Source organism: Flagellimonas sp. B-3 (assembly GCF_056857835.1).
Genome location: NZ_JBSXNW010000023.1, coordinates 41,716 through 56,292, shown reverse-complemented (window position 1 = coordinate 56,292; position 14,577 = coordinate 41,716). Strand labels below are relative to the sequence as shown.

Annotated in this window: 13 protein-coding genes; 7 read left to right on the top strand and 6 right to left on the bottom strand. The window is 42.8% G+C overall.

Annotated elements, in window-relative coordinates; genetic code table 11:
• Nucleotides 1-44: 44 nt before the first annotated feature.
• The gene (locus tag AC13CS_RS11995; RefSeq protein WP_482888801.1) at nt 45-659 is read right to left on the bottom strand and encodes a trimeric intracellular cation channel family protein; all 615 of its coding nucleotides are present in this window, start codon (nt 657-659) and stop codon (nt 45-47) included.
• 2 nt (nt 660-661) lie between these two features.
• Entirely contained in the window at nt 662-1,378 is a 717-nt protein-coding gene (locus tag AC13CS_RS11990) for an RDD family protein (RefSeq protein WP_482888799.1), read from the bottom strand.
• Between the two features lie 35 nt (nt 1,379-1,413).
• Here AC13CS_RS11990 and AC13CS_RS11985 point away from each other — a divergent pair, with 35 nt between their 5' ends.
• Genes AC13CS_RS11985 through AC13CS_RS11960 form a run of 6 tightly spaced genes read left to right on the top strand, consistent with a single transcriptional unit; the run spans nt 1,414 to nt 7,508 of the window.
• Nucleotides 1,414-2,385 carry a stage II sporulation protein M gene (locus AC13CS_RS11985; RefSeq protein ID WP_482888798.1) on the top strand — a complete coding sequence of 324 codons (972 nt, stop codon included), beginning with the start codon at nt 1,414-1,416 and terminating at the stop codon, nt 2,383-2,385.
• Entirely contained in the window at nt 2,369-3,262 is an 894-nt protein-coding gene (locus AC13CS_RS11980) for a hypothetical protein (protein ID WP_482888797.1), read from the top strand. Before AC13CS_RS11985 ends, AC13CS_RS11980 begins: the two co-directional genes overlap by 17 nt.
• A complete protein-coding gene (locus AC13CS_RS11975; RefSeq protein WP_482888796.1) occupies nt 3,263-3,994 on the top strand; it encodes a DUF4129 domain-containing protein in 732 nt (243 codons plus the stop codon).
• Nucleotides 3,987-5,201 (top strand): DUF4350 domain-containing protein, encoded by a 1,215-nt coding sequence (locus tag AC13CS_RS11970; RefSeq protein ID WP_482888795.1) that lies wholly within the window; start codon nt 3,987-3,989, stop codon nt 5,199-5,201. The genes AC13CS_RS11975 and AC13CS_RS11970 overlap by 8 nt, the downstream gene beginning before the upstream one ends.
• The gene (locus AC13CS_RS11965) at nt 5,191-6,174 is read left to right on the top strand and encodes an AAA family ATPase (protein ID WP_482888794.1); all 984 of its coding nucleotides are present in this window, start codon (nt 5,191-5,193) and stop codon (nt 6,172-6,174) included. The genes AC13CS_RS11970 and AC13CS_RS11965 overlap by 11 nt, the downstream gene beginning before the upstream one ends.
• Before the next feature lie 2 nt (nt 6,175-6,176).
• Nucleotides 6,177-7,508: a DUF58 domain-containing protein gene (locus AC13CS_RS11960; protein WP_482888793.1), complete on the top strand. Its 1,332-nt coding sequence runs from the start codon at nt 6,177-6,179 to the stop codon at nt 7,506-7,508.
• 122 nt (nt 7,509-7,630) lie between these two features.
• On the opposite strand, the gene AC13CS_RS11955 is transcribed toward AC13CS_RS11960, so the two are convergent.
• Genes AC13CS_RS11955 through mnmA form a run of 3 tightly spaced genes read right to left on the bottom strand, consistent with a single transcriptional unit; the run spans nt 7,631 to nt 10,340 of the window.
• Complete coding sequence (locus tag AC13CS_RS11955) at nt 7,631-8,104, bottom strand: hypothetical protein (RefSeq protein ID WP_482888792.1); 474 nt, start codon at nt 8,102-8,104, stop codon at nt 7,631-7,633.
• A 49-nt stretch (nt 8,105-8,153) separates the two neighbouring features.
• Complete coding sequence (locus tag AC13CS_RS11950; RefSeq protein ID WP_482888791.1) at nt 8,154-9,095, bottom strand: NAD(P)H-dependent flavin oxidoreductase; 942 nt, start codon at nt 9,093-9,095, stop codon at nt 8,154-8,156.
• Between the two features lie 54 nt (nt 9,096-9,149).
• A complete protein-coding gene (mnmA, locus tag AC13CS_RS11945) occupies nt 9,150-10,340 on the bottom strand; it encodes a tRNA 2-thiouridine(34) synthase MnmA (RefSeq protein ID WP_482888790.1) in 1,191 nt (396 codons plus the stop codon).
• A 202-nt stretch (nt 10,341-10,542) separates the two neighbouring features.
• Here mnmA and AC13CS_RS11940 point away from each other — a divergent pair, with 202 nt between their 5' ends.
• Nucleotides 10,543-12,411, top strand: a complete 1,869-nt coding sequence (locus tag AC13CS_RS11940) for a fasciclin domain-containing protein (protein WP_482888788.1) — start codon at nt 10,543-10,545, stop codon at nt 12,409-12,411.
• A gap of 272 nt (nt 12,412-12,683) precedes the next feature.
• Here AC13CS_RS11940 and yidC read toward each other — a convergent pair whose 3' ends face one another.
• Nucleotides 12,684-14,552: a membrane protein insertase YidC gene (yidC, locus tag AC13CS_RS11935; RefSeq protein ID WP_163625616.1), complete on the bottom strand. Its 1,869-nt coding sequence runs from the start codon at nt 14,550-14,552 to the stop codon at nt 12,684-12,686.
• Between the last annotated feature and the right edge of the window lie 25 nt (nt 14,553-14,577).

The following is a 14,577-nucleotide window of genomic DNA, read 5'->3' as shown; positions in this document are numbered from 1 at the left end:
AAGCAATAATTAACCACTATTGAAGAAAAGTTAGGGAAGGTTTCTCAGGCTTCCTTTTTATAAATGTTAGGCAAGCGAACATCAAACTTAACCGCAACCAACCTTAATGAGATCACAACCAAGATAGCTGCTACGTAGGCGTAGCTATCCTTTATCGGAAATTGCATAAAGAGAAAATAACTGGCACCACCCAAAATACAAGTGGTCGCATAAATTTCCTTCCTTCGGAAAATAATCGGGATTTCGTTGCAGAGCATATCCCGTATCACACCACCAAAGCAGGCCGTCATGGTGCCCAAAAATACGCACATAATGGGCAACAGTTCCGCTTCCAGGCCCTTTTCCACCCCAACCATGGTATAAAGCCCAATACCAATGGTATCGAACAGAAACAACGATTTTCTGAGGTATTTGAGCTTGTTCACGAATATGATGGCAAAAACTACCGAAATAAAAATAGTGGTCACATAGGTAAGGTCCTGCATCCAGCCCACGGGAGTGTTACCGATCATCAAATCCCTCAATGTCCCGCCACCGATTGCGGTGACAAATGCAATGATAAGCACGCCAAATAAATCCAGACGCTTTTCCATAGCGACCAAAACCCCGGAAATGGCAAAGGCCACAGTTCCCAATATATCTATAGTTTGATACAGCATGACTACATTTTTTGTGTATAGTAGTTGTAATCTTTGATGACAACATCTACAAATTCGATAGGCTGCAGAACAGTCTGTACCCCCAATACTTCTTTGATGCGTTTATCCAACGAAACTATAATATTGTGGTTGCCGTTGATTTTGGCCTTATCGTACAACTCTTTGATGGTTTGCATTTCCTGGTCCTTAAAAACAGTTACTTGCGGAAATGTTGGCTTGTAATCTTCGGGCAGTTCCCTTAACAAGGTATCGGAAAACGACACTCGCTTCTTTTCACTTATCACCGTGGTCCCTGCAGCAATATCACCGATTCGCTGCCCCTTTCCCCTAATTAGAATGGTCAACACGGCAGCACCACCTGAGGTAAGGCCTACATCAATAATGCGAAGGGCCCATCGCACAAAATAATTCCCAAAATTAGGTTTGGAACCATCCAGTTTTACCACCCGTAGATTCATGGCCCCCTTTCCTATGGTCTTGCCATCCATCAAGGTCTCAAAAAGCAGATAATAAAAAAAGGCGGGCAAGGTAAGTATCAAATAAAAAGCCCATTGATCGTCCAGATCAACCTCAATGGACATCAAAAAAACAAAAACCAAAATGGTGTAAACCAAAATAATGAAACTATCGATAATATAGGCCAGCATGCGCTCACCAAGGTGGGATGTGTTTTGGTTGATGGTTATATTTTGGGCCGTTTCTATTTGAAATTGTTCCATATTTTAGTTTCTTTACTTACAAACCATCAAATTTAATGCGCGAAGCCGCTTTTGTTAGGCAAAATAAGGATAAATGGGCCGCTTTTGAAAATGCCTTGCTCAATAAAGGGCAACTTCACCCCGATGAGCTTTCGGATCTTTACATTGAGATCACCGATCATCTGAGTTACGCGAAGACCTTTTACCCTGGGAGCAACACACAAGTTTACCTGAACACCCTTGCCTCGCAAGCCCATCAAAAAATATATAAGACCAAACGGGAATCCCGAAACCGTATTGTCCATTTTTGGAAAACAGAATTTCCGACCATGTTCAAAGCCCATCACCGTGAACTATTGATTTCTTTCTTGGTATTTGCCTTTTTTGTGTCGATTGGTGCATTTTCCTCCGCCAACGAGGGTGATTTTGTGCGATCCATACTGGGCAATGGCTATGTGAACATGACGCTGGAAAATATTGAAAAGGGCGACCCTATGGCGGTTTACAAAGATCAAGGGGCGTTCAATATGTTTTTGGGCATTACCGTCAACAATATTAAAGTGGCCATTTACGCATTTGCCTTTGGCATCTTTTTAGGAGTTGGCACCCTTTACATTTTACTGCAGAACGGAATCATGCTAGGGAGTTTCCAATACTTTTTTTATGAAAAAGGGCTGCTATGGGAATCGGCCCGAACCATTTGGATCCATGGAACCATTGAAATATCGGTGATAATCATTGCAGGATGTGCCGGACTGGTCTTGGCCAATGGCATACTTTTTCCGGGCACCTATACGCGACTGGAATCTTTTAAACGAGGGGTTAAAAACGGGCTGAAGATAATGGTAAGCACGGTTCCCTTTTTTATTGTTGCGGGTTTTTTGGAAGGGTTTGTCACCAGACACACGGAAATGCCGGATGGGTTGGCAATTTTCATCATACTGGGATCGTTGTCCTTAATAATTTTTTACTACATCATTTATCCATACCAAATCCATAGAAAAACCGCTCATGCAGACAACCAATAACTACATCGAATTTAAAAAACAGCGTGAATTGGGAGAGATTCTTTCCGATTCCTTTGGCTTTATCAGAAATGAGTTTAAACCTTTTTTTGGCACCATTTTAAAAATTGTAGGCCCCTACATTGTGATCATGCTGGTTTCCATGGGTTTTTATATGTTTACCATTGGAGATATTTTTAACCTGAGTCCCATTGGCAATCCAACGGCAACCCAAACCTATTCGCCATTTATTATGGTTTTTGCCATATTGGCCTTGATACTTAGTTCCATTGCGGCCTATGTTCTTGCACAGGGAACCGTCTTGCACTACATAAAATCATACATAAACAACAAAGGAGCCGTAAATTATGATGAAATCCGTCAAGGCGTATATGGCTCTTTTTGGTCCCTGATCGGTTTGGGAATCTTGGTCGGGCTGTCCGTAATGATAGGCGCAATATTTTGTTTGATTCCCGGGATTTACCTTGCCGTGCCCTTATCCGTTTCGTTCGCCATTTTGGTATTCCTTAAAAAGGATACCATGGAATCCTACCAATATAGTTTTACCTTGATCAAAGAAAATTGGTGGATGACCTTTGTGACCCTTTTTGTGGTTTACATTATCGTTGCCATTGCCACCTATGCCTTTAGTTTGCCGACTATTATCTACACCTGGATCAAAATGGGCGTGTTTTCCGGCGAAATGGATGCTGAGAATTTCAATGTTTTTAACGACCCCATCTATCTTTTGCTAAATATTTTGAGCACCTTGATCAGGTTCCTGATGAACATTATTTTTTTAGTGTCCACATCCTTGATATTTTTCAACCTCAACGAAAAGAAAAATTTTACAGGTACTTTTGAACGTATTGAAAGCCTTGGGAAACCTTCAGAGGAATAGATGCGCAAAAAACTGATTTTATCATACTTACTCTTATCCTGGACAATATTTTTTGCCCAAAACGATTCCATTGTCAAATATGATGAATCGGACATTGAACCCATTGAATTTAGTAAAGAAGACCTCGAAACTTACAAGAACGATAGCGCGTTCAACTATGAGGAAGTAAAGACCGAAAGCAGTTGGTGGACCGACCTCACCAATTGGTTCTATACCATGTTGCGCCGCTTTTTTGAATGGATTTTTGGCGTGGGAAACGCCGAAGGCTATTTGGCCGTTTTTTTGGAGATCCTCCCCTATTTGCTCCTTGCCCTATTCTTATATCTGGTAATTCGTTTCTTTGTCAACTCCAATATGTACGGGATTGGCAAAAACAAGAAAAACCCGAATGTGGTGTCCCTATCGGAGGAAGAACACATCATTAAAAACGAGGACATACAACAATTGATCAAAAATGCCCTAGCGGATAAAAATTACAGGCTCGCCATTCGGTACTATTACCTCTACATCTTACAATTGTTATCGGAAAGGGAATTGATAGACTGGCAACAACAAAAAACAAATGATGATTACATAGCGGAACTCTCCGAAAGTACCCTAAAAAATGCCTTTGGAAAGGCTACCCTGCTCTACGACTACGTTTGGTATGGGGAATTTGATATTGACCACGAACGTTACCAAAAGGCAGAAGTTGTATTTAATTCCTTAAAAAAAGCAATTACAGATGCTTAAAAAGAGATGGGTTTACATAGCGATCGGTGTGCTGACCCTTGGGGCCATATTTTTGATGGAATATAACAAACCAAAAAAAATCAACTGGTTCCCATCTTATGTTTCCCATCATAAAATACCTTATGGCACCCTTGTATTGAACAATTTGATGGAAAAGCACTTTCCAGATGCGATACAACAAATCCATAAACCGCCTTTCGAATTCCTAAGCCGTACCGACTCCATAAAAGGCACGTACTTTTTTGTGAACGAATCCGTCTCTTTTGAAGAGGCCGAATTGTACTCCCTATTGGAATGGGTGGAACAAGGCAATATGCTATTTGTTGCTTCAAGGTCTTTTGAAAAAAAATTGCTGGACACCTTACATTTGGAACAAGGCAGTGTTTATAATAATGGTTTGGAGCCTCTTTTTTATCACGAGCTCGTAAATCCTAAATTCAAGAACAAAACAGCAACATTTGGCAAGGACTACTACACCCCTAGTTTTGAACGAATAGATACCTTACAGACAACGGTTCTTGGCCAAGTGTATGCCCAAGCGGATAGTACGGACACCATCACCAAACATATAAACACCATAAAACAATCTTTTGGCAAGGGAACGATTGTTTTGACCAGCTTTCCAAAAGCATTTACCAACTACTTTATCCTAAAGGATGATAACCAAGCATATACTGCGGGCCTATTGTCTTATCTGGACGGTAAAGGACAAATCTACATGGACAACTTCCACAAATCGGGAAAATCCTTTTACACCTCGCCCATGTACCTCTTTTTGAATACCAAAGAATTTAAATGGGCCTATTACCTTGTTCTTATCGGTGCCCTTATCTACATTATTTTTGAAGGAAAGCGGAAACAACGTGCCATTCCTGTTCTACCCCCGTTAAAAAACCAGACCTTGGCCTTTACGAGGACCATAGCCGACATGTATTTTGAAAAAGGGGAACTGCACCTGATAACAAAGCATAAAATTGATTACTTTTTGGAATACCTCCGTACCAAATTGCATGTTTCCACCCAAAATTTGGAAGACGAAACATTCTTGCGGAACCTGGCCATGCGGAGCAATACCGATCTGAAAGATGTAAAAGCTTTGATAGGCATGATTTCACAACTGAGGACCAAACAGTACGTAACCGAAATTGAATTGAAAAACCTGAATCAAAAAATAGAAGCATTTAAAGCAAACGTTGATGGAAAATAACGACTTGAACTTTGACAATAGGGTTCCCTTGGAAGCATTGAGGGATACCGTGGAACAGATAAAAAAAGAACTATCCACCATTATCGTGGGCCAAAAGGATTTTATAGAACTTCTGATCATTTCCATTTTGGCCGATGGACATGCGCTGATCGAAGGGGTTCCCGGCATTGCAAAGACCGTGACCGCCAAGCTCTTCGCAAAAACGCTCAAAACGGAGTTCAGCCGAATTCAGTTTACGCCCGATTTAATGCCAAGTGACATTTTGGGAACTTCCGTTTTTAATACCAAAACCACGGAGTTTGAGTTTAAAAAAGGCCCCATCTTCTCAAATATTATTTTGATCGATGAGATAAACCGTGCCCCGGCCAAAACACAAGCGGCCCTTTTTGAGACGATGGAAGAACGGCAGGCCACCGTGGACGGCACTACCTACAAAATGGGGCAACCATTTATGGTATTGGCCACCCAAAACCCCATAGAGCAAGAAGGAACCTATGCCCTGCCCGAAGCACAACTGGACCGATTCCTTTTTAAGATCAAAGTGGATTATCCGTCCGTTGAAGAAGAAGTTGTGATTTTACAAAACCACCACGAACGCAAGGGCGAAAAACCACAAGACCAGATTAAGGCGGTGCTTACCCCTAAAAAACTGTTGGAGTTCAAAAAGAACATTCACGAAGTGGTCGTGGAGCAAAAAATATTGGATTACATCGCCAACATTATAATACAAACAAGAAACCATCCACATTTGTATCTGGGCGCTTCACCAAGAGCTTCCATTGCCACGTTGACCTCGGCCAAAGCATTTGCAGCCATTTCAGGACGGGATTTTGTTATTCCCGAAGACGTAAAAAAAGCCTTGGTACCCGTGCTAAACCACCGCGTAATTTTAACCCCGGAAAGGGAAATGGAAGGCATGACCACCGAAAATGTAGTTTCCATGATCACGGAGTCTGTTGAAATCCCCCGATAAACATGGCATTCATTCGGTCGCTATACATCCATAACACTTTTTTCAGGTACATCGCCGTGCTTTCCGCATGCTTTGTAATTTCCTATTGGGTACCGCTCTTATACCCCATAGCTTGGTTGTTGGTGTTTCTTTTGATGGCACTCCTTGTGTTCGACCTCTATTTATTGTTCTCGACCCCCAAGGCCATCAAAGCCCAGCGGAACCTGCCCCAAAAATTATCGAACAGCGATCAAAATATACTATCGGTACATCTAAGTTCCAAATACCCTTTCAGGACAGCCGTTTCCATAATCGATGAATTGCCCATTCAGTTCCAAAAAAGGGATTTTGAACATAAAACCCAATTACTAAAGGGCGAACCACATTTTTTCGAATATTCGGTACGTCCTGTGGAACGTGGCGAATATGTTTTCGGTAACCTGATTGTATTTGCATCCTCTCCCTTACGCATCATCAAGAGAAAGTTTGTGTTCCAAAAGGACCAAATGGTACCGGTGTATCCTTCCATCATACAAATGCAGCAATACGATTTTTTGGCCACAAGCAATCGTTTGACGGAATTTGGGCTGAAAAAAATAAGACGCATTGGACATACCCAAGAGTTTGAACAGATCAAAGAATACATTAAAGGGGACGATGTACGAACCATAAATTGGAAAGCCACGGCAAAAAAGAACCAATTAATGGTAAACCAATACCAAGATGAAAGGTCACAGCCCATTTATTCGATAATTGATACGGGAAGGGTCATGAAAATGCCCTTTAATGGTTTGAGCCTATTGGATTATGCTATCAATTCGGCCTTGGCCTTTTCCAATGTTGCCCTAAAACGAAACGATAAAACAGGATTGCTCACATTTTCCAAAAAGATTGAAACCTTTGTTCCCGCCGTGCAGAAAATCACGCACCTAAATACCATTATGGAGAACCTGTACAATATTTCCACCGCTTTTTCCGATTCCGATTTTGGTTTATTGTACGCCCAGGTAAAACGAAAGGTCAATCAACGAAGTCTATTACTGCTCTACACTAATTTTGAGCACATATCCGGCTTAAAACGTCAACTGCCCTTTATACTGGCCATGGCCAAAAAACATGTATTGGTGGTTATTTTCTTTGAAAATACGGAGTTGGAATCCCTTGTTGCAGAAGATGCGGAAGATTTACAGGCCATCTACCATAAAACCATTGCAGAGAAGTTTTCTTTGGAAAAACGGCTGATGCAGAAAGAACTTCAGAAATATGGCATACAGACCATTTTGACCAAACCCGAAGAATTGACTGTCAACACCATCAATAAATACCTGGAAATAAAAGCAAGGGGGATTATTTAGATAATGTCAGGTCGATCCTTTCGACTCCATTCAAGACAAACTTAAGTCGAGACCCAAGGTATACTACGTCAATTAGAGACCCCTCGACTGCGCTCGAGGTGACAAAAAATACACGATTTATATTATTCAACACTAAACTCCCGATTGGAAAGCCCCAATGTATTCAATGACGGGAGTTTGCCATCCAACACAACAAATTCCGATTTTGGGTGAAGAAATTGCTTTCGCTTCTTTACGTTCAGGTTGGAATAACGGCCGCGCAAGTGCCTTCTATCATCCTTTTTAGAGAAAAGGTCTATGGTAACGCCCACGGTAACGCCCCCTAAAATGGTAGCGGCGAGATCATCATTGTCCCAACCATTTGGTCGTTGTCCTGCATCCACGGTTTCTTTGGCCAAACCAATAAGGGTACTCCCGGCTACCGAACCTACAAAAGTCCATATTCGATTGCCATCCGTGGCTTGCTTGGCTATTCCGGCCCCAGCAAGGCCAAAGAGATTACCTCCCAAAAAATGGAGTGCTTTGTCCCGCTCCACTTGCCCATAGCAATGCGAGGCGAGCACAAAAAAGAGTAGTGTGGGGATTAGTGTTCTCATTGCGCAGCGTAAAAGTATTAAAAGTTTCCTAAACTTTTAGCGTAGTACTTTAATAGTGTTGAACTTCAGCTTTTGCCTGATTGAATTCGGACATTAATTCTTTAACTATTTCCGCTGCAGGTGTTATGTTATGGATCAAGCCAGAAACTTGGCCTATTTCCAGTTCTCCTTCCTCCATATCCCCCTCGAACATACCGCGTTTGGCCCTGGCCCTTCCCAGTAAGATTTTTAAATCTTCTTTGGAAGCTCCTTTGGCATAGGCATCCTGTACATCTCTAAAAAATTTATTTTTGAGCAATCTTACTGGTGCCAATTCCTTCAAGGTCAATTGGGTATCCCCTTCTTGTGCATCAACCACCCGCTGCTTAAAGAGTTCGTGGGACGATGCCTCGGGGGAGGCTACAAACCTACTCCCTACCTGAACGCCATCGGCACCCAAAACCATAGCTGCCAACATGGCCCTGCCCGTGGCAATACCTCCAGCGGCAATTAGGGGTATCTGTATTTTTTCTTTTACCGAAGGTATCAGTACCATGGTCGTGGTCTCATCCCTTCCGTTATGTCCACCAGCTTCAAAACCCTCTGCCACTATGGCATCCACTCCGGCTTCTTGGGCTTTCAATGCGAACTTTACACTACTTACCACATGAACCACGGTAATTCCCTTCTCTTGAAGAAATTTGGTCCACGTTTTCGGATTTCCCGCAGAAGTGAATACAATTTTCACCTCTTGGTCAACAATAATGTCCATCAACTTTTCAATGTCGGGGTACAACATGGGAACATTGACCCCAAAAGGCTTATCGGATGCTTTTTTACATTTTATGATGTGCTCTTCCAACACCTCGGGATACATACTTCCCGCTCCTAGCAACCCCAATCCACCTGCATTGGAAACCGCAGAGGCCAACCGCCAACCGCTAGCCCAGACCATTCCTGCCTGAATGATAGGGTATTCTATTCCGAAAAGTTGCGTGATTCTATTTTGCATGAAGGTTTTGATTCAGATTTCCACCAAAATAAACAAAATAAATAAGGATTCCGGTTACGAGATCACTCCTGAACCGATCAACTCATCATTGTTATACCACGCAGCAAACTGCCCTTCGGTAATGGCGGACTGTTTTTCCTTGAAGTCCACGTACAAACCGTTCCCTACTTTGTAGAGTGTTGCCGCTTGCAATGGCTGTCTATATCGAATTCTCGTCATAACTTCCATGGTTTCATCCTCCTTCAAAGCCAAATCCGGGCGTACCCAATGGAGTTCATCTTCCTTTATAAACAGCGTATTTCTTAAAAGTCCCGGATGCGCTTTCCCCTGACCGGTATAGATGATGTTCTTGTCCACATCGGTATCTATGACGAACAAAGGTTCTTTGGTTCCGCCAACATTGAGGCCTTTGCGTTGCCCTATGGTAAAGTAGTGCGCACCTTGATGCTCCCCTACCACTTTACCGTCTGTTTCTGAATATACAGGCTTTTCGGCTTGGAAAACCAATTTTTCCCGCTCATTCTGAAATGCTGGAACAGTAATCGAAAATTGTGCAGCATCACTAGGCACTTCCACGATCACCCCTTTTTTGGGTTTTAATTTTTGTTGCAAAAACTCGGGCAGATGCACTTTTCCGATAAAACATAATCCTTGGGAGTCCTTTTTATCGGCCGTGATCAAATTGTTGTCTGCCGCTATTTTTCGAACCTCAGGTTTTAACAATTCACCAATTGGGAACAAGGTCTTGGACAACTGTTCTTGCGACAATTGACAAAGAAAATAGGATTGGTCTTTGTTCGGGTCTTTACCGGACAATAACTGGTAAGTTTCCGTACCATCATCATTTTTGATGGTTCCCTTTCTGCAATAATGTCCCGTAGCCACATAATCGGCACCCAATTGCAGGGCAATTTTCATAAACACATCAAACTTGATCTCGCGATTGCACAGCACATCCGGATTGGGGGTTCTCCCTCTCTCGTACTCATTGAACATATAATCCACGATTCGCTCCTTGTACTCCGCACTCAAATCAACGGTTTGGAAAGGGATTCCCAGTTTTTCGGCCACGATTAATGCATCGTTACTGTCCTCCAACCAAGGGCATTCCTCCGAAATGGTCACGGAATCATCATGCCAGTTCTTCATAAACAGACCGATTACATCGTACCCCTGCTCTTTGAGCAAATAAGCAGCTACGCTTGAATCCACTCCTCCCGAAAGTCCAACAACAACCTTTTTCATTGCAATGATTTAAGGCTACAAAAATACGAATTGACGTTAATTAATAATGGTAAATATATCCTAAAGCAACAGCTATGAAATTATAACCTACACATCCCTAGAATTCTAATTTTGTTAAAGTTTTAATTAAAAATGTTAAACATTATTGTTGTTGTTTTGTTTAATTATATTTTCATATTGTTAAACAAACACCTAAAATAACATGAAAGCTTTAAAACATTTAACCCGATTGACCCTTTTACTAGTATTCATTGGATTCACATCGTGTTCCGATGATGACAATGGACCTATGCCTCCTGAACAGGAAGGAGATAATATTGTTGAAGCCGCACAGGCAACCGCCGAACTTAGCACTTTGGTTGCCGCCCTTCAAAAAGCGGATGAGAGTGCCAATAACGACTTGGTTGCTGCTTTAAGTGGTGAAGGATCATTTACGGTTTTTGCCCCAACCAATCAAGCATTTACAGATTTGCTTGCACAACTGGATGGTTTTGATTCCTTGGACGATTTTAGCTCCCAACAACTACAAGACTTGCTAGCTGTAATTTTAACCTACCACGTGGTAGGCGATGCTGCCCTATCCACCGATCTGAGCAACGGAATGAGCCTTACAACATTGCAGGGTTCCTCCTTGCAAGTATCCACCGAAGGTGGCGTGTTTATTCAAGATGCAACCGATGTTGCCGCTGAGGTGACTACCGCAGATATTGAAGTTTCCAATGGTGTTGTACATATTATAGACAAAGTTTTATTGCCCCAGGCTATTTTGGATGAACTGGCCGACATTATCTTAATGCCCATTACCGATTTGGCCATTGGCAACGAAAACCTACAGAATTTGGTTGCTGCCCTTACCGCTGCCAACGGGGATTTACCCACCGTATTGCGCGGCAATGGACCTTTTACCGTATTGGCCCCGACCGATGAAGCCTTTGAGGCTTTCCTTGATGGTGCAGCGCTAGAGGACGTTCCCGTGGATGTATTGACCAATGTATTGCTTAACCACGTAATCAGTGGTGAAGTTACCTCAACAGACTTAACAGGACTTGGTTCCGGTTACACAAGTACTTTGGCCACTGGGGCCGGTGAGCAAAATGTAAGCTTGTTCTTCGATACCTCCGATGGTGTAACCTTTAATGGTGTTGCCTCCGTAGTAGCTGCGGATGTAAAAGCAATCAACGGTATTGTTCATGTGGTAGATGCCGTAATAGACATTCCAAATATTGTGGACCATGCGGTTGCCAACCCAGGACTTTCCTCTTTGGTAGGTGCATTGACCGATGGTGGAAACACAACCTTCACCGATTTACTATCCAACGAAGAAGAAACGTTCACTGTATTTGCTCCCGGAAACGATGCCTTTAGTGCATTTACCAATCCTAATTCCAATGATTTGAATGCTATTTTGGCCAATCACGTTATTGTGGGAGCCGCTGCGTTCTCTTCGGATTTGACAAATGCTTATGTGAACACGGCTGCTGAGTATGCTGCTGACGAGAATTTAAGTTTATACATTAATACCGATGATGGTGTAACCTTAAACGGTACAAGTAACGTGGCCATGGCGGATATTGTGGCAAGCAACGGCGTAATCCATACCGTGGATGCTGTTATAGACCTGCCAACAGTGGTAACTTTTGCCGCTGCAGATCCTAATTTCTCCACCTTGGTATCTGCATTGACAGAGTTGACGCCAAGTACGGATTTTGTGAGCGTATTATCAGCACAAGACGGTGCGGGAAGCGATCCATTCACCGTGTTTGCCCCTACCAACGATGCTTTTGCCGCTTTGGCCAGTATTCCGGCCGAAGCTGACCTAATACCAATATTGCAACACCACGTGGTGGCAGGTGCCAATGTACGTTCCGGTGATTTGAGCGATGGAGCCACAGCTACCACTTTGGAAGGCGATATGATCACCATCAACCTACCAGGAACAGGTGATAACATTGCAGATATTACCGACGGTGCCGGAAACATGGGCATTGGTATTGATGCCGTGGATGTACAAGCCATCAATGGTGTCATCCACGTAGTGGATACTGTACTCATCCCGGACACTTCAAACTAACTGGTTTTTGATTGATGGATAATGCAAAAGGCCCCCTCAAAACAAACTGAGGGGGTTTTTTATGGCGTAAAATTTACCGTTCATCGATAACACATCAACAAGGGATTATTTACCCACAAAAACCGACGGTTTTACAACTTTTAATTTTTTGGATAGGCGTGATGTCGCATCTTTGGAGTCCCAAATCTTTCCAAACTACACCTATAAATGGAAACTCCCCCAAGAAAATCTTGAGGGAGTTTTTTTTGGACCGAAAAGTATTTACCTCAGTACTATCTTTTCCCTGATTTCTTTTGTTCTTCGGCCTGCTCCATCATTTCGCGCATTTTACGCTGGAACTTGTTTTCCTTTTTTGGTTTTTTCTTGTTCTCTTGTATTTGGGCATGGATTTTATCCTCGTCCAATATGTAGTTCTTGATGGCCAACATAATAAAGATGGTAATCAAGTTGGAAACGAAATAGTACAAACTCAACCCACTTGCGTAGTTGTTAAAGAAGAACAACATCATAACGGGTGATAAATACATAATAAATTTCATGTTCGGCATCCCAGGCTGTTGCTGCATCTGCATGCTCTGCCCCGTGGTCATCTGCATATAGAAGAATATGGCCACGGATGCCAAAATCGGGAACAGGGATACGTGGTCTCCGTAAAAGGGTATGGTGAACGGCAACTCAAAAATAGTGTCGTAAGACGATAGGTCCTCTGCCCATAAAAAAGGTTTTTGCCGCAACGCAAAGGAAGTCGGGAAAAACATGAACAGGGAGTAGAAAATGGGCAACTGTAACAAGGCGGGCACACAGCCGCTCATAGGGCTCACCCCTGCTTTGTTGTACACCTTCATGGTCTCTTGCTGCTTTTTCATGGCGTTGTCCTTGTACTTTTCGCTGATTTCCGAAATCTCCGGCTTCAACACCTTCATTTTGGCCTGCGACAAATACGATTTATAGGTGACGGGCGAAAGTGCCAATCGAACCAAAATCGTCATAATAACAATGGCAATTCCATAGGGTAAAAACGAGCTCAAGAACGTATAGAAGGGCGTAAATACGTAACGGTTGATCCAACCAAAGATTCCCCATCCAAAGGGAATGGAATCGGCAAGGCCCAAATCCTTATAATCGTCCAATACCTTTACATCGGTGGGCCCGTAGTACCAGTACATATGCTGCGAGAGCTCACCGCCTTGCAGCTCCAAAGGGGCCCGTGTGGTATATGCTTTCGTAAATTGGAGTTCCTTGCTCTCTTCCTCGACCAAGTTTGTGGAGGTTAGATCGGCAGTCTTAAAATGCTCATCGGTTGCTAGAATAGAGCTAAAAAAATGCTGACGGTACGACAACCACTTTACATCCACTTCGGTTTCCTCATCAAAATCACTGCTCTCGGAAAGCTTGCTGATGTCACCATCATCGTGATTGTACGTTAGACGGGTATATCTATTTTCGTACTGCACGCTTTTATTGTGGCGAATACCTTTAAGGTCCCACTCCAAGGTAACAGGCTTACTGGTATTGAAAACTCCGCTCAAACCTTGGGAACGCACGGTAAAGTCCACCAAATATTCTTTTGGTTTCATTTCGTAGCGGTACTCCAAAAATTGATTGTTGGCCACTTTGGCCTTCATGGAAAGCACATGGTTGTCCCCGCTTTGGGTAAGTGACGGTTCAAAATACAGGTCCGCCGTACTGAGAACGCGATTGTCCGATGTGGTAAAATTCAGTGCAAAGTTGGCATTGCCATCTTTTACCAAATATACGGGAACGGAATCGTAGGTGACAAAATTCTTCATTTTGGCCTCAACGATCTGTCCCCCTTTATTGGATACTTTCAGTTGGAGCACTTCGTTTTCCAGAGTGGTGGTTCCATCCGAAGTCTGGGTGAAACCAAATGCCCCGACCGTATTTTTGTATTGGGCCACAGCGGTGGAATCGTTAAGATCTATGGTCTTGGTTTCCTTTACGGGTGCAGTTTTGACCGCCTCCTCCGCTTTGGCTTCCTCTGCCTCTATCTGTGCTTGCTCTGCTTTTTGTGCCTCTAACTCTTCTGGCGTAGGCTGATTTTGGTAAAACATGTATATGAGTATCCCAAAAATCAGTACAAATCCAATAATGGACTTAATATCCAGCTTCTTTTCTTCCATGAATATTATTTAGTAGAAATATTTT